This is a genomic window from Nonomuraea sp. NPDC050383, assembly GCF_044459125.1.
Classification (GTDB): Bacteria; Actinomycetota; Actinomycetes; order Streptosporangiales; family Streptosporangiaceae; genus Nonomuraea.
In genome coordinates, this window is sequence record NZ_JBITIP010000021.1 from 1 (window position 1) to 21898 (window position 21898).

Sequence of the window (21898 nt, forward strand, 5' to 3'; positions counted from 1 at the left end):
GGCCCCGGGTGTGCACCGACTCCTGGCCCCGGGCGGTCAGGCCGGCCCTGGGGGTGCCCGACTTAAACCTGCCGAGGGACCGCCCGGCGCGCGGCCCCGCCGGCCCGCGCCCGCCTCCCCCGGCGGGCGCGGCCGTCGCCGTGCGACGTCGCCCGTGCGACGTCAGGTGTCCTCCAGCCGGAAGCCCACCTTCATGCCCACCTGGTAGTGGGCGACCTCTCCCCCTTCGATGTGCCCGCGCACCTCCGTAACCTCGAACCAGTCGAGGTGACGCAGCGTCTGCGAGGCGCGCCGGATGCCGTTGCGGATGGCCTCGTCGACGCTTTCGGCCGAGGTCCCGACTATCTCGGTGACCCGGTACGTTCGGTCCGTCATCTCCACATCCTCCTTACTCGAAAGCCATGATCGCATGACCCGTCTTCCAGGGCCGGGCAGCCGTCGCCCGGTGCCCCTCCGAGGTCTACGGTGGGAGATATGAGGATCTGGCGCAGGAAGAACGACGTTCATCAGGTGACGGACGCCAGACCCTCGCTGAGCGCGGACATCCAGCGCCGCGAGGTGAGCTACCTGATCAAGATGGGCATCCGGACGATCTGCCTGATCCTGGCCGTCGTGGTGCCCGTGCCGTGGCCGTACAGGCTGCTGTTCATCGCGGGCGCAGTCTTTTTGCCATACATAGCCGTAATCGGAGCCAATGAGAGGGGGATGGATGTCCCTCCTCCCACCTTTCAGACACCGGAAGCTAACCAAAGCGAGATACCGAGGCACCGACGCGAGATCGGGTCGTGACTAAGTCTTGACGCATCCCATGGGTTGTAGGTGTACGCTTTAGCCAGCACTCCGGTCCCCCGTCGGAGTGCTGGTGCCGGCGTTCCGGGCCCCCGTCGGAACGCCGATGAAGCGACGCCGGGTGGTTTGCCCCCGTAACCACCCGGCGTCGCCCTTTCCCGGGGAAATCCGCGCCGTAGATGATCAGTCCGGCGACGACACCACCCGTGTGATAGGGCCCCTTTCCCGAAATCGTTTTCGCTCCGTCGCGTCCATAATTGCCAGGAAACTTTCAGGTTCGCGCAGCGCTTGACATGAAGAGTTCGTTGGAGTGTCAGTCGCCGGTCAGCGTCCGGGGCGCGGCCTGCCCCCAGTCGCGGGCCAGGGCGGTGAGGCGGGCGACGGCGTCCTCGGGCGCGGTGCCGGCGCCCTCGGCGAGGCCGAGCAGGTAGGCGGTCAGCGGGGCGGCGGGCCGGGCCACGCCGTGCGCCACCTCCTTGGTCAGCTCCAGGATCAGGTCGCGGTCGACGCGGGCCGGGTCGACGCCCAGCTCCTTGCAGGCCAGCGCGGTCCACTCGTTCAGCACGTTCATACGGTTGTGCGGCGCGCACGTCCCCGCACGCCACGGCCTCGCGGCACGTCCTGCCGCGTCACGGCCGTCACGGGGCGGGCGTCGCGCCTCCTCCTGTCGTCGGGAAGGGGACACGGGTCGTGTCACCGAGGCGGGCTTCGTCCAGGTCGTCCATTGTGTCGCAGTCGAACCAGGCCCGCTCGGGCAGCGCCACGCGGGCCGCGACGAGGGGGGCCAGCAGGCCGCGCAGGGACCGCCCCCCGTACCGGCCGAGCGCCGCCCGCAGCGGCGCGGCCTCCCACCCGCCCAGCAGCCACTGCTCCCGCCCGTCACCGTCGACCGCCACCACCCCGGCCGGCCGTGCCGCTTCCTCGCCCCCGCGGTCGCCCGGGGCGCTCCCACGGCCCTCGTACGCGCCCGGGGCCTCCGGGGCGCCCGTGGGCCGGGCCGCCGCCGTTCCGGGCGCCAGAGACGGGCCTCGCGCCTGCGCGGGGTGGACTCCGGGGGCCGCGGGAGGGCCGCCGGAGGTCTCGGCGGGGCGGCCGGGGACGGCGGAGGTCTCGGCGGGGCGGCCGGGGACGGCGGGCATGGCGGACAGGAGGGTGGCGATGTGGGCCGGGGTCAGGAACGGGAGGTCGGCGGCCAGCAGGACCACCACCGGCGCCGTGACCTCGCGCAGCCCGGCACGGAGCGCGAGCACCGGGCCGCCGCCCGGAGGGTCCTCCCGGGTGAAGACCACGCCGGGCAGGTCCCGTTCGGGCCCGACGACCACCACCCGTCCCGCCCCGGGAACGGCGGCGACGACCCGCTCCAGCAGCGTCCGCCCGCCCACGACGAGCCCGGGCTTGTCGGCGCCGCCGAGCCGCCGCGCCTCTCCCCCGGCCAGCACCACCACGTCGTACCCACCGCTCATGCCTTCACCGTACGCACCTCGGTCCGCGCCCGGTCCCGATACCCCGCCGCGTATCCGACGACGCCGCGCCGGGCGTCCGCGCCCCGCCGCCCACTGCCTCCGCAACCGCGGGGAGCCGGCCACCCTCTATGGCAACAGCGATTGACATAGAAAGTACAGGAGTGGTCCGATGGCGCGATGAGTACCGAGTTCCTCCTCACCACCCTCGTCATCGTCGTCACGCCCGGCACCGGTGTGCTCTACACGATGGCCGCCGGCCTGGCCCGGGGCGGGCGTGCCGGCATGGTGGCCGCCCTCGGGTGCACCCTGGGCATCGTGCCGCACATGGCCGCCGCCATCACCGGCCTGGCCGCCGTCCTGCACGCGAGCGCCCTGGCGTTCCAGGTGCTGAAGTACCTCGGCGTGGCGTACCTGCTCTACATGGCCGTCCTGACCCTGCGCGAGCGCGGGGCGCTCAGCGTCGAGCCGGAGACGGCCCCGCGCCCGGCAAACCGGGTGATCGCCTCCGGCGTGCTGGTGAACATCCTCAACCCCAAGCTGTCGATCTTCTTCTTCGCGTTCCTGCCGCAGTTCGTGAGCGTGGACGAGCCTGCGGCGTTCGCGCGCATGCTGGAGCTGAGCGGGGTGTTCATGCTGGCGACGTTCGTGGTGTTCTGCGGGTACGGGTGGTTCGCCGCGGCCATCCGTGGTCAGGTGATCTCACGTCCCCGGGTGATGGCGTGGATGCGCCGGGTGTTCGCCGGCGCGTTCCTGGCGCTCGGGGTGAAGCTGGCGCTGACCGAGAACTGAGCCTCAGCCGCCGATCGCCGACATCGGGCGGGACGGCTGCAGGAACGACGGGTCGTCGATGCCGTGTCCCGCGCGCTTGCGGGCCACGGCGGCGGTCCAGCGCGCGGCCAGCTCCTCGTCCGTGGCGCCGTCCCTCATCGGCGTCTTGAGGTCGGACTCCTCGGTGGCGAACAGGCAGTTGCGCACCTGGCCGTCGGCGGTGAGCCGGACGCGGTCGCAGGCGCCGCAGAACGGCCGCGTCACCGAGCCGATCACGCCCACCCGGGCCGGCCCGCCGTCCACGAGGAACCGCTCGGCCGGGGCGCTGCCGCGCTCCTCCAGGTCGTCGGGGGTCAGGTCGAACGCGGGTGAGAGCCGGTCGAGGATCTCGTCGGCGGTCACCATGCCCTCGCGGCTCCAGCCGTGCTGGGCGTCGAGCGGCATCTGCTCGATGAAGCGCAGCTCGTACCCCTGGTCGAGGCAGAAGCGCAGCAGCGGCACGGCCTCGTGGTCGTTGATGTCGCGCATGAGCACGGTGTTGACCTTGACCGGGCGCAGGCCGGCGTCGTGGGCGGCGGCCATCCCCTCGACCACGTCGGCGAACCGGTCGCGGTGCGCCAGCCGCTTGAACGTGTCGCGGTCGAGGGTGTCGAGCGAGACGTTGACCCGGTCGAGCCCGGACTCCGCCAGCGGCCGGGCGAGCCTGGACAGGCCGATGCCGTTGGTGGTCAGGGAGACCTGCGGCCGGGGGCGCAGCGCGGTGGTGCGGGCGACGATCTCCACCAGCTCGCGGCGCAGCAGCGGCTCCCCGCCGGTGTAGCGGACCTCGGTGACGCCGAGCCGCTCGACGCCGATCGTGACCAGCCGGACGATCTCGTCGGCGGTCAGGAGCTGGGCGTTGGGCAGCCAGTCGAGCCCTTCGGGCGGCATGCAGTACGTACAGCGAAGGTTGCACTTGTCCGTGAGGGACACCCGCAGATCCGTCGCCACCCGTCCGAACGAGTCCCGCAACATGGGCGTCACCTCCTGTCAGATCACCGGACGGCAAGCCTACGGCCCGGCCCCGCCGTAGCCCCAACCCGGCTGGTCACATGGTGCCGTATCCCATGACAACAGCCGCACACCACACCGGATTCCCCCGGCATCACGCCCCCGGAAATCGAGTACCGGGCATGCCGGACAGGATGCCATCATCCGGACCATGCATCACTGGCCGCTCTTCTCCCTGACGATCACGACGCCCCGGCTGGAGCTCAGGCTGCCCTCGCTGGCCGACCTGGACGAGCTGGCCGGACGGGCCGCCGAGGGCATCCACGACCCCGCGGTCATGCCGTTCCTCCACCCCTGGTCGGACGCCGAACCGGAGGAGCGCGCCCGCAGCACCGTGCAGTACCACTTCCGGCAGTGGGCCGGCTGGACGCCCGCCGCCTGGAGCTGCCCGCTGGTCACCGTCTTCGAGGGACAGGTGGTGGGCGTGCAGGAGGTGGAGGCCGTGGACTTCGCGATCACGCGGGAGGTGCGGACGGGCTCGTGGCTCGGGCGGCGCTTCCAGGGCCTGGGGATCGGCACCGAGATGCGCCGCGCCGCGCTGCATCTGGCGTTCGACGGGCTCGGGGCCGAGAGCGCCGTGTCGGAGGCGTACCTCGACAACCACGCGTCGCTGCGCGTCTCGCGCCGGCTCGGCTACCGGGACGACGGCCTCGTCCGTCACAGCCGCCGCGGCGAGCTGGCCCTGCAGCAGCGGCTGCGGCTGGACCGCGAGGAGTGGAGCACGCCGCCCGGCCACCGCATCGACGGGCTGGAGGCGTGCCTGCCGCTGTTCGGCCCTCCGACCGGCCCGGAGCGGGCGCCGGGAAAACGAGTGGGGTTCTCGTCATGATCGCGGCACACTGGGGCACGGACGAGTAAAGGAGACCTCGGACATGCCGAACCAGCCCGCACCCAACGTGCTCTCGTGGGCCAGCGAGATCGACGACGCCGCGATCATGCAGGCCGCGCGCACCGCACGCCTGCCGTTCGTCGCCGGCCACGTCGCGCTGATGCCGGACGCGCACGTCGGCATCGGCGCCACGGTCGGCTCGGTCATCCCCACCGAGGGCGCGATCATCCCGGCCGCCGTGGGCGTCGACATCGGCTGCGGCATGGTCGCCACCGAGACGACCCTCACCGCGGCCGACCTGCCCGACAGCCTCGACGCGCTCATGCCGCTCGTGGAGCGGCGCATCCCCGCCGGCGTCGGCAAGGGCCACGACGACCCGTCCGTGGACCGCACGCTGAGCGCCCTCGGGCTGCCGCACACCGATCTGACGGCCAAGCAGGAGAAGACGGTGGCGGTGCAGTTCGGCACCCTCGGGTCGGGCAACCACTTCGTCGAGGTGTGCCTGGACGAGCGGGAGCGGGTGTGGACGGTGCTGCACTCGGGCTCGCGCGGCATCGGCAACCAGCTCGCCACCCAGCACATCGTCGGCGCCAAGGGCCTGATGCGGCGCCAGGCCATGGGCCTGGAGGATCCCGACCTGGCCTACTTCACCCAGGGCACCCCGGAGTTCGAGGCGTACGTCGAGGACATGCTGTGGGCGCAGAGCTACGCCATGGCCTCGCGCGCCCGGATGGACCGGGTGCTGGTGGACGCCCTGTTCCGGGTCGTCGGCAAGGGATCGCGTGTCCGTGTCATCAACTGCCACCACAATTTCACCCAGTTGGAGAGCCACGGCGGCAAGGAGCTGTGGATCACCCGGAAGGGCGCCATCAAGGCCGCCACCGGTGACGAGGGCGTGATCCCGGGGTCGATGGGCACGCGGTCGTACATCGTGCGCGGGCGCGGCAACCCCGCCTCGTACGACTCGTGCTCGCACGGCGCGGGACGGCGGATGTCGCGCAGCAAGGCCAAGAAGCGGCTGACGGCCGGCTCGCTGGCCGAGGCGATGCGCGGCCGCACGTGGAACGCGGACCGGGCGGCCGCCCTGGTGGACGAGCACCCGGAGGCGTACAAGCCGATCGACCAGGTCATGGCCGACCAGCGGGACCTGGTGGAGGTGCGGCACACGCTCAGCCAGGTGTTCAACTACAAGGGCTGAGCCTCACAGCCGCAGGTGCGCGCGCTGGGCGGCGTATAGGTCGGCGACCTGGGGCCGCTCGCCGTGCCCGGCGAGCAGGCTCTCCAGGTCGCCGGCGAAGTCCGGGACCAGCCCGCTCACCGTGCCGGTGACGCCCCGGACGCCGACCGTGACGCTGCGGGGCGCGACGTCGGCGATCGTGACCGCGTACGGGTCGCCGCCGGTGACGCGGATGTTCCAGTGGGCGATGCGGGCGCCGAACAGCGGCCCCGAGGCGGCCGAGCCGCCGACACGGCCGTTGTTGACGAGTGTGACGTCGGTCCGGACGTTCTCGAACGGCAGCGCCCGGTGGGTGTCGAACGTGCCCTCGGCCATGGTGCCGCGCCGCCAGACGTTGCCGGACGACAGGCCCTCCAGGTTGAGGCCGTGGTGCACGGCCCCGGCGGGCACGGGCGGGGACCAGGGGGTGGGCTCCCTCCGCCTGCGCCCACTGCTCCAGGAGCGCGGCGGAGGCGTCCTGCGGTCGCGCGCGGGCGGGACCGGCCTGCTCGGCGCCGGCCGGCTCGGCGCGCGCCTGCTCGCGGGCCGGCTCGGCGCGGGCCGGCGCGGCCAAGGGTAAGGACGGCACCGCCAGGGCTCCCGCGGCGGCGCCGATCAGCGCCCGGCGGCTCACCGGGGAAGGATCGTGACGCATGGTGCTCCCTAGGGTCCTTCAGGGCGGCGGGACCGCCCAGCGCGGCCCCGCCGGGTGGCGTGACGGCGCTAGCCCAGGGACACGCGGTCCAGGTCCGGGGCGGCCGCCGTGTCGTTGTAGACCTTGATGGTGTTGGCGCCCGCCTTCAGCGCGACGGGCACGGACGTGACGTAGGGGGTGTTGTTGCCGACGCCGCTGACCTTCACCTCGACCGGCGCGCCGCCGTTGACGGACACGTGGTAGGAGCGCTCGCCGTTGACGGTGAAGTCGAGGTACAGCGTGTACTCCTTGGCCTGGTCGACGGTGACGTCCTCGAACAGCACGTACGCGTCCGGGGAGCCGCCGAGGTTGCGCACCTTCTGCCCGCCCGAGCACGGGGTGCAGCCGGTGATCCCGGCGTCGCCGATCCGGTTGCGCGAGTCCTCGGCCTCGCGCATGAACACCCGGTCGGCGGGGCGCGGCCGGACGCGGACCTGCTCGCTCGTCCCGGCGGGCCGGCCCAGGCTCCGGAACGACGCGGTGACCGGGATGTCGGCCTGTCCGGCGTCCTGGCCGGCCGGGGAGGTGACGGTCCAGGAGCCTTCCAGGGTCTGGCCGAGCCGCATGGACGCGGCCGTGGCCGGGGCGCCCTCCAGGGTCCAGCCGGCGGGCACCGCGGGCGCCAGCGTCACCTCGTCGACGGACTCGTCGGTGTCGAGCCGCAGCGTCGCCGTCACCTTGATCGACTGCCGGCCGGGGCCGGTCCACTGGATGCCCGAGGGTGAGACGGTCAGCGTCGTCCGGGGCGTCTCCGACGCGGGCGGCATCGGCCCCACGGCGATCCGGTCCACGCCGGGGCCCTGGGCGGCGGCGCTGGACAGGCGGATCGTGTTGGCGCCGACGTTCAGCGGCACGGCCAGGGCCGTGCTCGCCACGACGCCCGCCTTGTCGCCGGGGACCGTCACCTGGACCGGCGCGGCGCCGTTGACGCTCACCGACAGCGGCGCGGGCGTGGCGGCGGTGTGGTCGATCTGCAGCCGGTACGTGCCCGCCGCGGCGGCGGTGACGTCGCGGAACGTCACCGCGTCGCGGTCACCTCCGCCGAGGCCGGTGACCTGGGCGAGCCCGGAGCAGGCGGGGCAGACGGCGACGCGGGCCGCGCCGTCCCGGCTCGCGCGCTCGGCCTCCAGCGGCGGCGGCGCGCTCAGGGAGAGGGGATGGCCGAAGCCGACCCCGATCTCGTCGATCTGGAGCTGCCGGTGGAAGCGGGGCGCCTGGGGGCCGCTCCACGTGCTGAGGATCTCCAGCTTGACGTGGCGGGTGGTGCGCGGCCCGAGGTCGATGAACTGGACGCCGCGGGCGCTGCGCAGGGCGGCGGCGCGCACGGGCTCACCCCACCGCTTGCCGTCGTCGCTGACGTAGACGCGGTAGTCCTTGATCCGGGCGGAGTCCTCGGGCCGGCCGAACGACTCGCGGGCATACGTGGGCGACATCTCCCGCTGGTTGACGGCCAGGTAGGCGACGGGGCGGCGCCGGCCCAGATCGAGCGTCACCGACACGGGGAGCCGGGCGTCGCTGTCCCAGTAGTCCTGGAAGCCGCCGTCCACGAGCGCGGAGGCGGGGTGGCCGGCGCGGGAGGAGGTGGCGGTGGCCGTGAACCCGGACGAGTCGTACACGAACGGGCGGCCCTTGGTCTCGATCTCGAAGACCGTGTCGTAGTCGTCCCACCTGGTGATGCCGAGGATCGTCAGGTGGCCGCCGGACTGGTGGAAGCGCATGCGCTCGCCGGTCCGCAGGTCGCGGACGCCGGTGACGAGGTGGCCGTTGTCGCGCAGGCGGACGAAGTCCGTACGCGGCCTGGTCACCACGTGGACGTACTGGGTGCCCGAACCGCGGGCGACGGTGACGACGCCGTGCGCGCCGTCGTTCCAGAAGCCGGGCTGCAGGCCGCCGTACAGGTAGCCGCCGCCCTCGGTCCGCTCCAGCGAGGCCCGGATGGGCCGCACCCAGCTTGCCATGAACGCGTTGAACGCCTCCTGCTGCGGCGGGAAGCGGCCGTTGACCATCGGCGTCTCGGCCATGAGGGACTTCATGGAGGAGCCGGCGTTGGTGATGTAGCGGCCGGTGCTGAGCCGGACGTCCACGGGGTGGTCGCTGCCGTCGTACCACCAGTCGCCGGTGGTGGGCAGCTTGTAGTCGGCCTCGGTCAGGCGGGGCATGGGGGTGAAGGCGGCCTGCGGGTAGTCGTAGGCCGGGGTCATGCCGGTCTTCTGCTCGTTGCTGACCGTGTCCATGATCGGCGTGTCCTCGTTGTTGTTGCTCAGCAACCAGGACGGGCGCTTCTCGCGGATCTGCTGGTAGAGGTGGTTCTGCTCCCAGTACTCGTTGTCGTTGTCGATCCAGAACCCGGCGAGGTCGGGGTAGTTCCGCATGACCTCGAAGAACAGGTCGTAGCTGAACATGCCGAACCCGGGCCGGGTGGTGAGGTCCACCTGCCGGCCCTTGTAGGCGGAGTAGGCGGCCGAGTCGAGGGTCTGCACGCCCTGCTCGCTGTGCCACTGCGGGTCGTCGGTCATGTAGAGCAGGACGCGGACGTTCTTCGCCTTGCCGGCGGCGACCAGCTCGCCGAGGAGGTCACGCCGCGTGGAGCAGCTCCCGGGGATCTGCGACGGCCATGGGCGGGCGTAGCCCAGGCGGCTGTGGAAGGTGGCGAGCACGATGTACGAGGCGCCGAGCTTGCGTGCCTCGTCGACCCAGTAGCCGGCGCTCCAGCCGCCGTCCGTGACGTCGCGCTCCCACTGGGCGCAGTCGAGGTGGCGGGGGGCGGTGAACATGCCCCAGTGCAGGAACAGTCCGGCGGTGGAGTCGCGTAACCACTGCTGGCGGGGGTGCTCGACCTCGGCCGCGGCGGGGCGGACGGCGACGAGGGTGGTGAGGGCGGCGATCAGGGCGAGGACGAGCGCGGCGCGGGAGGCGCGCCGAGCGGGTCTCACCTGGGTGCGGGGCTGCGGAGGAAGTCCCATGACGGCGGCTCTTTCGTCGAGCTGTGGCGGAGACTCGCGGATCAGAGATCCGATGATTACATCGACGTTGACGACGGTCAAGGGACTGACTCGCGCATCCGTGCCCCATCCATCCGATGACTGGCGGGAGGATCGTGGGGGTTCGACCTGGTGACGCTGGGTAGCGGAAGAACCATCGGATATCCGGGGGAGAGAGAGTTCGACATGCGCCGTACCGTCGCAGTCTCCGCCGTCGCGCTGACGCTCGCGACCGCGGGATGCAGCGGCCTGACGTACAACTCCGAGGACGTCACCCGCATCTTCACCCCCCAGAACGAGGGAGCCAACGCCAGCGGCAAGGGGGTCCACGTCCGCAACGCGTTCCTCCTCGGCGGTCAACCGGGGGCGCGGCCGGCCACGCCGCCGGCCGGGCTGCCGCTGTACGCCGTGCTCGTCAACGACCGAGCCGAGCCGGTGCGCCTGGCACAGGTGACGCTGCAGAAGGGCGGGCAGGCCCGGCTGACGGCCCCGGTGGTGGTGCCCGCGCGTGGGATCGTGGGGACCGACCGGCCGATCGGCACGGTGACGGGCGTGGCCGACACGGGCTCGGTCCCGATGACGTTCAGTTTCGACGCGGGGCGGGGCAGCCTGCGGCTCATCGTGCCGGTCGAGGCGAGGAACGGCCTGTTCGCCACGCTCAACCCCGGCGGCCCCTCGACCCCCACCGGCCCGGCGTCACCGGCGGCGCCGGGTTCACCGGGCGCCACGACGAGCCCGTCACCCGCGAGCACCCCGTGACCGTCCGGGCATACCCCCCCGGGCCGCCCGGCCGGTCTCCGGCAAGCCGGCGAACGTGGGGCTTCCCGTCACGCCGCGCCGGCGTCGCCGGCTCCGGTCACTGGCCGGCCAGGCCGGTGTGCGCGACGCCTCGCACGATCTGCCTCTGGAACAGCACGAACACCACCAGCAGCGGCAGCCCCGCGAGCACGACGGACGCCATGATCTGGGCGTAGCGCAGGCCGAACGTGCCCTGCACGACGTTGGCCAGGCCCACCGGCAGGGTCATCGTGTTCGGGTCGGTGGAGACGATGAACGGCCACAGGAAGTTGTTCCACGTCGTGATGAACGTGAAGATCGACACGGCGGCGAGCACCGGCCGCGACAGCGGCAGCACGATGGTGAAGAACACCCGCCAGCGCCCGGCCCCGTCCACGAAGGCCGCCTGCTCCAGCTCCGGCGGCACGTCCTGGAAGAACTTGTAGAGGATGTAGACGATCAGCGGCGCGGCCACCTGCGGCAGGATGACGGCCCACCAGGTGTCGACAAGCCCCAGCGACACCATCTCGGCGAACAGCGGCGCGATGAGCACCTGGGGCGGCACCATGATCCCGGCCAGGATGAGAGCCAGCAGCGCCCGCTGCCCGCGGAAGCTGGTCCGGGCGAAGCCGTAGGCGGCCATGGCCGAGAACAGCACGGTCATGGCGGTCACGATCACGGCGGTGACCACCGAGTTGACCGCCCACTTCACGATGCCGCCGGTGCCCAGCACGAGGCTGTAGGCGTCGAAGGTGATGCGGCTGCCGATCCACTCCAGCGGCAGCTTGGTCGTCTCGCTCTCGGGCTTGAGCGAGGTGGCCACGGCCCAGGCGACGGGCGCGAGCCAGGCGGCGGCGAGCACGAGGGCGACGGCCAGCAGCACGAGCCGGCCCCAGCCGAACCTCTTGGTCATGACGGCTCCTCGCTCTTGCGGAACAGCCGGAGCTGCGCCAGGGAGACCACGACGATGATCGCGAACAGGATGTAGGAGACGGCCGAGGCGTAGCCGATGCGGTAGCCGGTGAACCCGGCGTCGTAGGCGTACTCGATGATCGGCCGGGTGGAGTCCTCGGGGCCGCCGCCGGTCATCAGGTAGATCTGGTCGAAGACCTTCAGCGAGGCGAGGAGCTGGAGCACGACGACGACGCCGGTCGTGCGGCCGAGCAGGGGCAGCGTGATGGAGCGCAGCCGGTTCCAGGAGGACGCCCCGTCGATCGCGGCGGCCTCGTACAGGTGGCGCGGGATCGACTGGAGCGCGGCGAGGTAGAGCAGGAAGTTGAAGCCGACCGTCCACCACACCGTGGTCAGCACCATCGACCACATCGCCGTGGACGGGTCGCCCAGCCACAGCACATCGGTGCCGAGGCTTCCGTTGAGCAGCCCGTACTCGGGCGGGTAGATCATCTGCAGCCAGAGCAGCGAGACCACGGCCGACGGCAGCAGGAACGGGCCGAAGAACGACAGCCGCCACAGCCACTGCATGAAGCGCAGCTGGTGGACCAGCAGGGCGAGGGCGAGGCCGAGCAGCACGAGCGGGACCGTGCTGAGCACGGTGAACACGAGGGTGTTCCACAGGGAGCGCCACATGCGGGGGTCGGCGAACGCCTCGGCGTAGTTGGCCAGGCCGACGAAGCGGTCGTTGGTGCCGGCGATGTTGACGCTCGACAGGCTCATGCGCAGGCCCTGCAGCAGGGGCCAGACGAGGAAGGCCAGGTAGATCGCCAGGAAGGGCGCGATGAACAGCATCCCGTGCTGGGTCCAGCGGCGGCGCGCCCGGGCGTGCTCGGCGGGCGCGGCGGCCGGGGCGGCGGGGGCGGCGACGGTGGTGGTCATCATCGCTCCTCTGCGGGGAAGGGGTTGGGCGCGGCCATGAGCCGGCGCAGCGCCTGCCTGGCCTGGGCGAGCCCCTGCTCGGGGGTGCGGGCGCCGCTGACGACCGGGGAGAACGCCTCGCCGAAGTCGAGCCAGAGCCGCGACGCGGATCCGGCGAACCACGCCCTCGGGTCGAGCGCGACCTCCGTGATGACGGAGCGGTACTCCGACTGGGGGTGCAACGCGAGGTACTCCGGCTCCTCCAGCGTGGGCAGGTAGGCGGGGACGTGCCCGGCGACGGCCCAGTCGGCGCTGTTCTTCACCAGGTAGGCGATGAAGCGGTAGGTGGCCCGCTCGATCTCCGGGTCGCGCTCGCGCTGGTGCGGCAGCACGAACGCGTGGCAGTCGGCCTGGGCCGCTCCCGTGCCGAGGACGCTGGGGAAGCGGGCCATGCTGAACGGGGTGCCGCGCTGCTTCAGGCCGGTGGTCTCCCAGTCGCCGTTCCACAGGAAGGCCGCCTGGCCGTTGGTGAAGGCGGCCACGGAGGCGCCGTAGTCGGTGCGCGGGTCGCACAGCCCCTCCGCGCCGAGGGTGCGCATGAGGCGCAGCGCGTCGAGCGCCTTGGCGTCGTCGAGGGTGACGCGCGAGCCGTCCTCCGACAGCAGGGTGCCGCCGCTCTGCGAGTAGAGCGACCACCACAGGCGCCAGGGGCCGACGGTGCCGAGGCCGAGGGCGTCGAAGACGAGCGGCGGCCGGCCGCCGAGCACGCCCTTGGCCTTGCGCAGCGCGGCGAGCAGCTCCTCGGGCCCGTCGGTGGGCCGCAGCCTGCCGTCGGGGGCGAGCAGGCCGGCCCGCTCGCAGATCTCGGTGTTGTAGTACTGCACCATGGGGTGGGCGTCGAACGGGACGGCGTACAGCTCGCCGCCCACGTGCGCGCGCTCCCAGATCGGCGGGCTGAAGTCGGCGGCTTCGAGACCGTTCTCGGCCAGCAGGGCGGGGTCGATCGGATCGAGGATGCGGCCGGCGCCGATGCCGGACAGGCGGGCGAGGTGGAAGGTGGCCAGGTCGGGCGAGCGGCCGCCGGCGCCGGCCATGGCGATCTTCGTGTAGTACGCCTCGCCCCACGCGAGCACGTTCTCCTCGACGGCGATGCCCGGGTTGTCCTTGGCGAACCCGCGGACCATCTTGTTCATGATGATGCCGTCGCTGGCACCGAGAAAGTGCCAGTAACGCACGCGGGTCCCGGCCGAGCCGAGTCCGACGGGAAGGGAACAGCCGGCGGCGCCCGCGCCCAGCAGCGCGAGACCACCGCCCAGGAGGCTGCGGCGGGTGAGGGATGGTCTGTCCACGGTGGGCCTCGTTCCTCTGGACAGCGATGCCTCAGGAGTGTTAGCGGTCACAATCCGCATGTCAAGACCTTGCTTCCATCAGTGCACAGACCTTGACGTTGATGGTGATAACGCTAACAATCGGGGCATTCCAGTCACACCTGCACCACAGGAGCGCGAGAGCACGTGAGCAACCGCAGGGCCCGCGAGGCGCACCTCACCATCGACCCGGCGTTCCGAGTGGCCCCCGTGCGGCGGCGCACGTTCGGCACGTTCGTCGAGCATCTGGGCCGGTGCGTCTACACCGGCGTCTACGAACCCGGCCACCCCTCCGCCGACGAGGACGGCTTCCGCCGTGACGTCCTCGACCTCACCCGCGAGCTGGGCGTGTCCACCGTGCGCTACCCGGGCGGCAACTTCGTCTCCGGCTACCGCTGGGAGGACGGCGTCGGCCCGCGCGAGAGCCGGCCGCGCCGGCTGGACCTGGCCTGGCACAGCACGGAGACCAACGAGGTCGGCGTGGACGAGTTCGTCCGCTGGTGCCGCAAGGCCGGGGTCGAGCCGATGATGGCGCTCAACCTGGGCACGAGGGGCGTCGCCGAGGCCCTCGACCTCCTGGAGTACTGCAACCACCCGTCCGGCACGGCCCTGTCGGACCAGCGGATCGCCAACGGCGCCAAGGAGCCGCACGACATCCGCATGTGGTGCCTGGGCAACGAGATGGACGGCTTCTGGCAGACCGGCCACAAGACCGCCCCCGAGTACGGCCGGCTGGCCGCCGAGACCGCCCGCGCCATGCGCATGGTCGACCCGGGCCTGGAGCTGGTGGCCTGCGGCAGCTCCGGCTCCTCCATGCCGACGTTCGGCGCCTGGGAGGCGCAGGTGCTGGAGGAGACATACGACCTTGTCGACTACGTCTCCTGCCACGCCTACTACGAGGAGAAGGACGGCGACCTCGGCAGCTTCCTGGCCTGCTCGACCGACATGGAGTACTTCATCTCCTCCGTCGTGGCCACGGCCGACCACGTCGGCGCGAAGCTCAAGTCCCGCAAGAAGATCAACATCTCCTTCGACGAGTGGAACATCTGGTACCTGTCGCGCTTCCAGGCCGCCGAGCCGCCGCGCGACTGGCCGGTGGCGCCGCCGCTGCTGGAGGACCACTACCACCTGGCCGACGCCGTCGCCTTCGGCGGGCTGCTCATCACCCTGCTGCGCAACAGCGACCGGGTGACCGCCGCCTCCCTGGCCCAGCTCGTCAACGTCATCGCGCCGATCATGACCGAGCCGGGCGGGCGGGCCTGGCGCCAGACCACCTTCCACCCCTTCGCCCAGGCCTCCCGGTACGCCACGGGCGACGTGCTGCGGGTCGAGCCCGTCTCCCCGTCGTACGAGACGGCCGAGTACGGCGAGGTGCCGCTGCTGCACGCCGTGGCCACCCGGGCCGAGGACGGCGGCGTCACCGTGTTCGCCGTCAACCGCTCCACCGACGAACCGCTGTCCCTGGAGATCGACGCCCGCGCGCTCGGCGGCGTGCGGATCACCGAGGCGACCACGCTGACGGACACGGACGTCTACGCCCGCAACACCGCCGACGATCCCGGCCGGATCGCCCCCCGTCCCAACCCGGACGTCGAGCACGACCCCCTGCGGGTGCTGCTGCCGCCGGTCTCGTGGAACGTGATCCGGCTGAGCTGAATCAGCCCGGGCCCGGCCCCTCAGGCCCGCTGCGGGGTGCCCGTGCTCTCCCGCACCACCAGGTCGGGCTCGACCAGCCGGCGCCGCTCGCCCTTCTCCTCGCCCGCCATGCGGTCGAGGAGGAGGTGGAAGGCGTGCCGGCCGACCTCGCGGAAGTCCTGCCGTACGGTGGTCAGCGGCGGCCAGAAGTACGCCGACTCGGGAATGTCGTCGAAGCCGACCACGCTGACGTCCTCCGGCACCCGCCGCCCGGACTCGCGCATGGCGCGCAGCACGCCCAGGGCCATCTGGTCGTTGCCGACGAACACGGCCGTCACGGACGGGTCGGCGGCCAGCCGGCGGCCGAGCTGGTGGCCCGAGCGGGGACTCCAGTCGCCGCGCAGCGGCTCGGGCACGGAGCGGCCCTCGGCCTCCAGGACGCCGCGCCAGCCCTCGATGCGGCCGCTGGCGTCGATCCAGTCGGCCGGGCCGCCCACGTGCCAGACGGTCTCGTGGCCGAGGCTCAGCAGGTGGCGGGTGGCGCGGATCGCGCCGGCCCGCTGGTCGACCATGGCGACCGGGACCGGGATGTCCTCGCCCGCGTCGACCGCGACCACCGGCAGGTCGGGCGGCAGGTGGTGCAGGCCGTCGGCGGCGGACTCGTGCGGGGCGACGATGATGACGCCGTCGACCGACTGGGAGCGCAGCCGATGGACGCCCTCCTCGATGGAGCGGCGGTTGAGCGCGCTCAGGCTCGCGATGCTCACGGTGTAGCCGCTGAGCCGGGCGGTCTGCTCGATGCAGTACAGGGTGGAGGCCGGGCCGTACAGGGTGGTGTCGATGCTCACCACGCCCAGCACGCCCGAGCGGCCGGTGACGAGCTGCCGGGCCGCGGAGTTGGGCCAGTAGTCGAGCTCGCGCACGGCCGCCAGCACGCGCGCCCGGGTCTCGGCGCGCACGCGGTGAGGCGTGTTGAGCACCCGGGAGACGGTCATCGCGGAGACGCCGGCGAGCGCGGCGACGTCCCCGAGCACCGCGGGCCGGCTGCGCGGCCTCCCTCCCCCGTCAGAAGCCGTCGCCATGCGCCTCACCCCTTTCGCGATAACGCTAACAGGAACGGTCCCGCACCGCGTGCCCAAAGGCGATCTCCTTTGCGTCGACGCGGGCTCCCGTGCGACCGGTCACCCCTGGCGGAACCCCATCAGGCGCGTCTTCGTTCGCTAGGCAGGCGGGAGCCCCCCGCGCGACAGGACGGACGCGGAGGTACCCGATATGCCCGGACAAACCACTCAGACGGCCCGGCCCCTTCCGGACGCCGCCGGAGACCGGGTGCTGCGGTACCCGGCCGGGGCGCTGGTGATTTTGACCGGGCTGCCGGGGGCCGGCAAGAGCACGATGCTGCGCCGCCTGTACGCGATGGACGGCACCGAGGCGGCACCCGTGGTCGTGGACGGGGTCACGGTCATCGACTCCGCGCAGTCGAAGGCGCGCTGGGCGGGCACCCTCGTCCGGGCGCCAGGACGGGTGCGCACCGCGGTCGTCTTCGCCACCCACCTCCTGCGGATCCGGCGCGCGCTCGCCGCCGGCGGCCCGGTGATCGCGCACAACCGGGGCTGCGGGCCGCTGGTGCTGCGCGTCTTCGCCCGGATGGCCCGGCGCAGCGGCGCCGCCTTCCACCTGCTGCTGCTCGACGCCGGCCCCGAGGCGGCCCTGGCCGGCCAGCGGGCCCGCGCCCGGGTCGTGCGGGCGCGCACGTTCTCCTACCACCGCCGCCGCTGCGAGGCGCTGCTCGCGCGGGTCAGGGCCGGGACGGCCGCTCCCGCGGCGGGCGCGGTGGTGATCGACCGGAGCGCGGCGGCCCTGCTCCGCGGCATCGTCTTCGACGGGGAGCCCGCCTCCCCCTCCTCGCGCACGGAGCCCAGTACGATCTACAGATGACCGAAATGACCGAAACCACGCCGGGCTGGCTCGCACCCGAGGAGCTGGAGTCGCTGCGCGGCCGGATGCCGATCCTGTACGTCGACGCGGTGCCGGTGCGGGTGGACGACATGGGCATCGTCACCCACGTGGGACTGCTGCTGCGCATCGCCCCCGACGGCAACGTGAGCCGGGCCCTGGTCTCCGGGCGGGTGCTCTACCAGGAGCGGGTCCGCGACGCGCTGCTGCGCCACCTGGAGAAGGACCTCGGACCGGTCGCCCTGCCCAGCCTGCCGGCCTCCCTCGCGCCGTTCACCGTGGCGGAGTACTTCCCCTCCCCCGAGGTCACGCCGTACCACGACCCGCGCCAGCACGCGGTGTCGCTGGCCTACATCGTGCCGGTGCGGGGCGACTGCCGGCCGCGCCAGGACGCGCTGGACCTGGTGTGGTTCACGCCGGAGGAGGCGGCCTCGCCGATGGTGCAGCAGGAGATGACGGGCGGCCAGGGAGTCCTGCTCAAGCAGGCGCTGGCGCACGTGGGCCGGCTCACCTGACACCCCGGCCGGCCCCGGCGAGGGCCGGGAGGCGGAAAGGCGACCGCCCGGCCCCCAGGAGGGAGCCGGGCGGCGCCGCGCGAAGGGCCGGGCGGGTCAGCGGCGGTGGCCGACGACCTTGACCCAGTCCGTGGCCTCCACCGGGTCGAGGCGGCGCGAGCCCTCGAAGACCGCGCGCCACGTGCCCGAGGTGTAGGCCGGGACCCTGGTGTGGAAGGAGCCGTCACGACCGGTCGTGACCGTCTCGACGTGCTCCCAGTCCCCGCCGCGGTCCGGGCGGAAGAGGATCACGATCCGCTTCCAGCCGAGCCGGTGCCACGACTCCGACTCCTTGCAGTAGTCGGCGTGGTGGACGGAGACGAAACCGCTGATGTAGTCCTCCTCGCACTCCACCGAGAGCCTGCCGTCCAGCGAGAGGCTCCTGCCCTGCCAGACGGGCTCGGGGCCCGCGTCGAACCGGAGCGCGGTGTGGCCGCCGTCGACGTCCGGGTCCGCCAGCGCGGGGGCGGCGGCCGCCCCCACCATGGTGACGCCCAGAGCGGCCGCCGCCAGGCCGGCGGCGAGTCGTCGCATCATTGGGTGAACTTCCTTCCCCGTGTGGAACGCGCGCCCGGACGGGTGCGCGTCATCGCGATTGACGCGACGCGGTAAAGGAAAGTTGCGATCCGCCGATCACAATCATGCAACGACTCTTCATTTCATAGCCCGAAATATGCCTTTCTCGGGCCATTTATCGTGCTATTCGGCTATTTGGTGGATTTTTGAGAGGATCGGGGCGTAGCGGGAGGTCCCCTCGTAGCGCAGGCGCCAGGAGCCGCCGGTACGGCCCGCCACCGACGTGGTGAAGGCGCCGGTCTCCCCCGTGGTGGCCTCGGCCACCTCCTCCCACGTGTCACTCCCCTCGGGCCGCCAGAGGACGTCGACCGGCTGCGCGGCGAACGGGGCGTAGTCGGCCAGGCCCCGCGGTCCCACGCGGGTCAGCGAGCCGGTGAACCGCACGGCCGAGCCGTCCGGTGCGGGAGCCACGCGCACGGCGTCCAGCCTGGTCTCGCGGCGCAGCTGGAACGTGGTGTACTTCGTCGCCGTGGCCCCGTCGGCGCCGACGGCGGTCGCGGTGATCGTCCACGTGCCGGCCGGATAGGTGCGGTTCAGCGCCTTGTCCGGCAGGAAGCGCCACGTCTGCCAGTCGCCGTCGAACCGCATCCAGCCCGGCGTCGGGCGCCAGGACACCGTCGCGTCGCCCTTGTCGCGCCCCGCGTCCCGGCCCGCGGCGGAGCCCCGCTTGTGGTCGCGCTCCGGGGAGCGCGGCGCCAGGCGGGCCGCGCCGTGGATCTCACGGGCCGTGCCGGGCGACGCGGACGAGGAGTGGTCGTGGGACACCACCACGCCCGGCTGGTGGTCGCGCGTGGGCAGCAGCGGACGGCCCGCCGGCCGGATGGCGTGGCCGGACGGCATCGGCGCGCCCAGGTCGTCGAAGGCCACCGCGGGCGCCACGGCTGGTGGGCCGGCGGGTGAGCCGGCGGGCGGCGTCCGGTCCTGCGTCCCGGGTCCGGAGGCGGCTGATCCGGGCCTGCCCGTGCCGGGAGCGGCGGGGCGGGGAGCCGGAGCGGCCGGGCGGGGCGCCTGGGCGGCGGGCTCGCCGGGGGCGACGGCTCCCGTGGCCGGGGAAGTCCCGTCGGAAGAGCCGGGAGAGCCGGGGGCCGACTGGGGCGGTGCGCCGGGCTCGACCTTGACGCTCACCCCGTTCCTTCCCTTGACGTCCTTGGCCACGACGTCGATCACCATGCGGACGGAGTCTCCGGCGCCGACGACGGGAGACGCCGGCCGCAGGTTGATCTCGCGGATGGTCGGGACACGGGCGGCACGCGCGGCGGCGGCGAGCCCATGGCCGGAGGCGGAGGTGGAGGTGGAGGCGACCCCGGCGGGACTCGCGGCCCCGGGCAGGGTCGTGGCGGCGGAGGACGCCGGCGCGGGCACCGTGAGGGCCCCCGCCGCGAGCGAGACGAGAACGAGTCTTCTGGTCATGATCCAGACCGTAGGAAGCGCCCGGTCATGGCAGTGACCACGACACACGCCCCGGAGGGCAAAGACTCGTCAGCCGGAGTACAGCTCCTCGATCAGGTCCGCGTACTTGGCGTGGATGACCCGCCGCTTCAGCTTCAGGCTGGGCGTCAGCTCCTCGGTCTCGGCCGTCCATTCGGCGCCGAGCAGCGCCCACCGCTTGACCTGCTGGACCCGGGCGAGCCGCTGGTTGGCGGCGGCGACGGCGGTCTCGACCTCCTTGAGCACGTCGGGGTGGGCGGCCAGCTCGGCGAGGGTGCCCTCGATGCCGCGGGCCCGGGCCCAGCCGGGCGCCATGTCCGCGTCGAGGGTGAGGAGGGCGACCGGGTAGGGGCGGTTGTCGCCGTAGGCCAGGGCCTGGCCGACGAGGGGGTGCTCCTTGAGGTGGTTCTCGATCGCGGCGGGCGAGATGTTCTCTCCGCCGGAGGTGATGATGAGCTCCTTCTTGCGGTCCACGACCCGGTAGAAGCCGTCGTCGTCGACCGTGCCGATGTCGCCGGTGTGCAGCCAGCCGCCGGCGTCGACGAGCGCGGCGGTGCCGTCGGGCCGGTTGAGGTAGCCGCGGGTGTTGAGGGGGCTGCGGGTGAGGATCTCGCCGTCCTCGGCGATGCGCACCTCGACGCCGGGCTCGGCCCGGCCGACGGTGCCGAGCCGGTAGCAGCCGGGGCCGTTGCCGGTGAACGCGCCGGTCGTCTCCGTCATGCCGTACACGTCGATGACCTTGAGGCCGAGACCGGCGTAGAAGCGCTGCACCTCGGCGGGCAGCGGCGCGGCGCCGGTGGCGGTCCACTCCGCGCGGTCGAACCCGATGAGCGCGCGCACTCCGGCCAGCAGCTCCGCGTCGGCGCGCTCGTAGGCGGCGCGGACCTCCGGGGTGACGGTGTGGCCGTGCTGCCCCGCCTCGACGTAGGCGAGGCCCGCCGCCATGGCCCGCCGCACCGCCTCCTGGCGCTCCTCGGGCTGGGCGGAGAGCACGGCGAGCAGGCGGGCCATCATCTTCTCCCACACGCGGGGCACGCCGAAGAACAGCATCGGCCGCACCTGCCCGAGCGTGGCGCCGAGCTGGGCCAGGTCGGTGCAGAAGTGCACGTGCGATGCCTTCACCAGCGGCAGGTAGAGGCTGAGGACCCGCTCGGCGATGTGCGCGTACGTCAGGTAGGAGACCTGGGTGCCGCGCTCCGGCAGCCGGGCCATGCGGTCGGTGGCCGCGACCTCGTACAGCACGTTGCGGTGGGTGAGCGGCACGCCCTTGGGCGTGCCGGTGGTGCCCGAGGTGTAGAGGACGGTCACCACGTCCTCGGCGGTGACGGCGCGCACGCGGGCCTCGGCGGCCTCCGGATCGTCGGCCAGCGCGGAGCGGCCGAGCGCGAGCAGGTCGTCCCACGCCATGAACCGGTCGCCGGCCGGCGCGCCCTCCAGCAGGATGACCTTCCGCAGGCCGGGCAGCTCGTCGAGCACGGGCTGCCAGCGCGCGAGGTCGTCGGGGCCGCCCAGCACGGCGTAGGCCGCGCCGGCGTCGGCGGCGGCGAACGCGATCTGGCCGGGCGCGAACGTGGAGTAGATCGTGCACCCGACGCCGCCCGCGTGGACGGCGCCCAGGTCGGCCAGCACGTGCTCGCTGCGGTTGACCATCATGAGCGCGACCGTCTCACCGGGCCGCAGGCCGAGCGCGGCGAACCCGGCGGCGATCTCCAGCACCCGCAGCCGCGCCTCGGCGTAGGTGAGCGTGACCCAGCCGCCTCCGGCGGCCGGATCCGAATAGGCGGGAGCGCCGGGATGCCGCTCGGCCGCCGTCCTGAGCTGGTCGCAGATGGTACGGCCGGCGATCAGCTCGTCGATCTCCGCCCGCACGTCGAGGACATCGGCCATGGCAACCGCCTCCGCAGCTGTTCACTTGTCCGCTCACTTGCCCGCGTGGCATGCATCGCACCACACGACCGGGGTAGCGGCAAGGCCCCACCGGTGACGGAGTCCGCTATCACGTA

Annotated in this window: 21 protein-coding genes and 1 pseudogene; 9 read left to right on the top strand and 13 right to left on the bottom strand. The window is 72.7% G+C overall.

What is annotated here, in order from left to right:
* Positions 1-162: 162 nt before the first annotated feature.
* A complete protein-coding gene (locus tag ACIBG4_RS35560) occupies positions 163-375 on the bottom strand; it encodes a dodecin (protein WP_310709000.1) in 213 nt (70 codons plus the stop codon).
* 99 nt (positions 376-474) lie between these two features.
* Here ACIBG4_RS35560 and ACIBG4_RS35565 point away from each other — a divergent pair, with 99 nt between their 5' ends.
* Positions 475-789 (top strand): DUF3099 domain-containing protein, encoded by a 315-nt coding sequence (locus ACIBG4_RS35565; protein WP_310708999.1) that lies wholly within the window; start codon positions 475-477, stop codon positions 787-789.
* Positions 790-1102: 313 nt separating this feature from the next.
* Here ACIBG4_RS35565 and ACIBG4_RS35570 read toward each other — a convergent pair whose 3' ends face one another.
* Together ACIBG4_RS35570 and ACIBG4_RS35575 are read right to left on the bottom strand one after the other, a co-directional pair.
* Positions 1103-1360 carry a DUF6457 domain-containing protein gene (locus ACIBG4_RS35570; RefSeq protein WP_397206103.1) on the bottom strand — a complete coding sequence of 86 codons (258 nt, stop codon included), beginning with the start codon at positions 1358-1360 and terminating at the stop codon, positions 1103-1105.
* Positions 1361-1928: 568 nt separating this feature from the next.
* Positions 1929-2252, bottom strand: a pseudogene (locus tag ACIBG4_RS35575) (molybdenum cofactor guanylyltransferase); the annotation flags it as partial.
* A 177-nt stretch (positions 2253-2429) separates the two neighbouring features.
* Here ACIBG4_RS35575 and ACIBG4_RS35580 point away from each other — a divergent pair.
* On the top strand, positions 2430-3041 hold the full coding sequence (locus tag ACIBG4_RS35580; RefSeq protein ID WP_397206105.1) for a LysE family translocator: 612 nt from the start codon (positions 2430-2432) through the stop codon (positions 3039-3041).
* 3 nt (positions 3042-3044) lie between these two features.
* Here ACIBG4_RS35580 and moaA read toward each other — a convergent pair whose 3' ends face one another.
* Complete coding sequence (gene moaA / locus ACIBG4_RS35585; protein WP_397206107.1) at positions 3045-4034, bottom strand: GTP 3',8-cyclase MoaA; 990 nt, start codon at positions 4032-4034, stop codon at positions 3045-3047.
* A 187-nt stretch (positions 4035-4221) separates the two neighbouring features.
* Here moaA and ACIBG4_RS35590 point away from each other — a divergent pair, with 187 nt between their 5' ends.
* Positions 4222-4899, top strand: a complete 678-nt coding sequence (locus ACIBG4_RS35590; RefSeq protein ID WP_397206109.1) for a GNAT family N-acetyltransferase — start codon at positions 4222-4224, stop codon at positions 4897-4899.
* Positions 4900-4942: 43 nt separating this feature from the next.
* Complete coding sequence (locus tag ACIBG4_RS35595; RefSeq protein ID WP_310708993.1) at positions 4943-6097, top strand: RtcB family protein; 1155 nt, start codon at positions 4943-4945, stop codon at positions 6095-6097.
* A 3-nt stretch (positions 6098-6100) separates the two neighbouring features.
* On the opposite strand, the gene ACIBG4_RS35600 is transcribed toward ACIBG4_RS35595, so the two are convergent.
* Positions 6101-6526 carry a hypothetical protein gene (locus ACIBG4_RS35600; protein ID WP_397206112.1) on the bottom strand — a complete coding sequence of 142 codons (426 nt, stop codon included), beginning with the start codon at positions 6524-6526 and terminating at the stop codon, positions 6101-6103.
* 16 nt (positions 6527-6542) lie between these two features.
* Here ACIBG4_RS35600 and ACIBG4_RS35605 point away from each other — a divergent pair, with 16 nt between their 5' ends.
* The gene (locus tag ACIBG4_RS35605) at positions 6543-6695 is read left to right on the top strand and encodes a hypothetical protein (protein WP_397206113.1); all 153 of its coding nucleotides are present in this window, start codon (positions 6543-6545) and stop codon (positions 6693-6695) included.
* A 143-nt stretch (positions 6696-6838) separates the two neighbouring features.
* On the opposite strand, the gene ACIBG4_RS35610 is transcribed toward ACIBG4_RS35605, so the two are convergent.
* Positions 6839-9772 (bottom strand): alpha-L-fucosidase, encoded by a 2934-nt coding sequence (locus tag ACIBG4_RS35610; protein ID WP_397206115.1) that lies wholly within the window; start codon positions 9770-9772, stop codon positions 6839-6841.
* 204 nt (positions 9773-9976) lie between these two features.
* On the opposite strand from ACIBG4_RS35610, the gene ACIBG4_RS35615 reads away from it, so the two are divergent.
* The gene (locus tag ACIBG4_RS35615; RefSeq protein WP_397206117.1) at positions 9977-10549 is read left to right on the top strand and encodes a hypothetical protein; all 573 of its coding nucleotides are present in this window, start codon (positions 9977-9979) and stop codon (positions 10547-10549) included.
* Positions 10550-10646: 97 nt separating this feature from the next.
* Here the strand turns inward: ACIBG4_RS35615 and ACIBG4_RS35620 are convergent, their stop codons facing one another.
* Genes ACIBG4_RS35620 through ACIBG4_RS35630 form a run of 3 tightly spaced genes read right to left on the bottom strand, consistent with a single transcriptional unit; the run spans position 10647 to position 13728 of the window.
* The gene (locus tag ACIBG4_RS35620) at positions 10647-11480 is read right to left on the bottom strand and encodes a carbohydrate ABC transporter permease (RefSeq protein WP_397206119.1); all 834 of its coding nucleotides are present in this window, start codon (positions 11478-11480) and stop codon (positions 10647-10649) included.
* Positions 11477-12400, bottom strand: coding sequence for a carbohydrate ABC transporter permease (locus tag ACIBG4_RS35625; protein WP_397206274.1), 924 nt, complete (start codon positions 12398-12400; stop codon positions 11477-11479). Before ACIBG4_RS35625 ends, ACIBG4_RS35620 begins: the two co-directional genes overlap by 4 nt.
* On the bottom strand, positions 12400-13728 hold the full coding sequence (locus ACIBG4_RS35630) for an extracellular solute-binding protein (protein ID WP_397206121.1): 1329 nt from the start codon (positions 13726-13728) through the stop codon (positions 12400-12402). Before ACIBG4_RS35630 ends, ACIBG4_RS35625 begins: the two co-directional genes overlap by 1 nt.
* Positions 13729-13893: 165 nt before the next feature.
* Here ACIBG4_RS35630 and ACIBG4_RS35635 point away from each other — a divergent pair, with 165 nt between their 5' ends.
* Positions 13894-15402, top strand: coding sequence for an alpha-N-arabinofuranosidase (locus ACIBG4_RS35635; protein ID WP_397206123.1), 1509 nt, complete (start codon positions 13894-13896; stop codon positions 15400-15402).
* A gap of 20 nt (positions 15403-15422) precedes the next feature.
* Here the strand turns inward: ACIBG4_RS35635 and ACIBG4_RS35640 are convergent, their stop codons facing one another.
* Positions 15423-16463: a LacI family DNA-binding transcriptional regulator gene (locus ACIBG4_RS35640; RefSeq protein ID WP_355440880.1), complete on the bottom strand. Its 1041-nt coding sequence runs from the start codon at positions 16461-16463 to the stop codon at positions 15423-15425.
* Between the two features lie 190 nt (positions 16464-16653).
* Between ACIBG4_RS35640 and ACIBG4_RS35645 the strand changes: the two genes are divergently transcribed.
* Positions 16654-17319, top strand: coding sequence for an AAA family ATPase (locus ACIBG4_RS35645; protein ID WP_397206126.1), 666 nt, complete (start codon positions 16654-16656; stop codon positions 17317-17319).
* Positions 17316-17852 carry an NUDIX hydrolase family protein gene (locus ACIBG4_RS35650; RefSeq protein WP_397206128.1) on the top strand — a complete coding sequence of 179 codons (537 nt, stop codon included), beginning with the start codon at positions 17316-17318 and terminating at the stop codon, positions 17850-17852. The genes ACIBG4_RS35645 and ACIBG4_RS35650 overlap by 4 nt, the downstream gene beginning before the upstream one ends.
* 96 nt (positions 17853-17948) lie before the next feature.
* Here ACIBG4_RS35650 and ACIBG4_RS35655 read toward each other — a convergent pair whose 3' ends face one another.
* The 3 genes from ACIBG4_RS35655 to ACIBG4_RS35665 form a co-directional block, all read right to left on the bottom strand.
* The gene (locus tag ACIBG4_RS35655; protein WP_355440874.1) at positions 17949-18428 is read right to left on the bottom strand and encodes a hypothetical protein; all 480 of its coding nucleotides are present in this window, start codon (positions 18426-18428) and stop codon (positions 17949-17951) included.
* A 162-nt stretch (positions 18429-18590) separates the two neighbouring features.
* Positions 18591-19877: a hypothetical protein gene (locus ACIBG4_RS35660; protein WP_397206130.1), complete on the bottom strand. Its 1287-nt coding sequence runs from the start codon at positions 19875-19877 to the stop codon at positions 18591-18593.
* A gap of 69 nt (positions 19878-19946) precedes the next feature.
* Positions 19947-21782, bottom strand: coding sequence for an AMP-dependent synthetase/ligase (locus tag ACIBG4_RS35665; RefSeq protein ID WP_397206132.1), 1836 nt, complete (start codon positions 21780-21782; stop codon positions 19947-19949).
* Positions 21783-21898 lie beyond the last annotated feature (116 nt).

What these genes read in the sequence shown, in the direction of transcription:
- ACIBG4_RS35660 (WP_397206130.1), bottom strand. Translation starts at nt 19,877, where the DNA reads ATGACCAGAAGACTCGTTCTCGTCTCGCTCGCGGCGGGGGCCCTCACG.
- ACIBG4_RS35590 (WP_397206109.1), top strand. Translation starts at nt 4,222, where the DNA reads ATGCATCACTGGCCGCTCTTCTCCCTGACGATCACGACGCCCCGGCTG.
- ACIBG4_RS35610 (WP_397206115.1), bottom strand. Translation starts at nt 9,772, where the DNA reads ATGGGACTTCCTCCGCAGCCCCGCACCCAGGTGAGACCCGCTCGGCGC.
- ACIBG4_RS35665 (WP_397206132.1), bottom strand. Translation starts at nt 21,782, where the DNA reads ATGGCCGATGTCCTCGACGTGCGGGCGGAGATCGACGAGCTGATCGCC.
- ACIBG4_RS35570 (WP_397206103.1), bottom strand. Translation starts at nt 1,360, where the DNA reads ATGAACGTGCTGAACGAGTGGACCGCGCTGGCCTGCAAGGAGCTGGGC.
- ACIBG4_RS35645 (WP_397206126.1), top strand. Translation starts at nt 16,654, where the DNA reads ATGCCCGGACAAACCACTCAGACGGCCCGGCCCCTTCCGGACGCCGCC.
- ACIBG4_RS35640 (WP_355440880.1), bottom strand. Translation starts at nt 16,463, where the DNA reads ATGGCGACGGCTTCTGACGGGGGAGGGAGGCCGCGCAGCCGGCCCGCG.
- ACIBG4_RS35655 (WP_355440874.1), bottom strand. Translation starts at nt 18,428, where the DNA reads ATGATGCGACGACTCGCCGCCGGCCTGGCGGCGGCCGCTCTGGGCGTC.
- moaA (WP_397206107.1), bottom strand. Translation starts at nt 4,034, where the DNA reads ATGTTGCGGGACTCGTTCGGACGGGTGGCGACGGATCTGCGGGTGTCC.
- ACIBG4_RS35615 (WP_397206117.1), top strand. Translation starts at nt 9,977, where the DNA reads ATGCGCCGTACCGTCGCAGTCTCCGCCGTCGCGCTGACGCTCGCGACC.
- ACIBG4_RS35625 (WP_397206274.1), bottom strand. Translation starts at nt 12,400, where the DNA reads ATGACCACCACCGTCGCCGCCCCCGCCGCCCCGGCCGCCGCGCCCGCC.
- ACIBG4_RS35595 (WP_310708993.1), top strand. Translation starts at nt 4,943, where the DNA reads ATGCCGAACCAGCCCGCACCCAACGTGCTCTCGTGGGCCAGCGAGATC.
- ACIBG4_RS35620 (WP_397206119.1), bottom strand. Translation starts at nt 11,480, where the DNA reads ATGACCAAGAGGTTCGGCTGGGGCCGGCTCGTGCTGCTGGCCGTCGCC.
- ACIBG4_RS35580 (WP_397206105.1), top strand. Translation starts at nt 2,430, where the DNA reads ATGAGTACCGAGTTCCTCCTCACCACCCTCGTCATCGTCGTCACGCCC.
- ACIBG4_RS35560 (WP_310709000.1), bottom strand. Translation starts at nt 375, where the DNA reads ATGACGGACCGAACGTACCGGGTCACCGAGATAGTCGGGACCTCGGCC.
- ACIBG4_RS35650 (WP_397206128.1), top strand. Translation starts at nt 17,316, where the DNA reads ATGACCGAAATGACCGAAACCACGCCGGGCTGGCTCGCACCCGAGGAG.
- ACIBG4_RS35565 (WP_310708999.1), top strand. Translation starts at nt 475, where the DNA reads ATGAGGATCTGGCGCAGGAAGAACGACGTTCATCAGGTGACGGACGCC.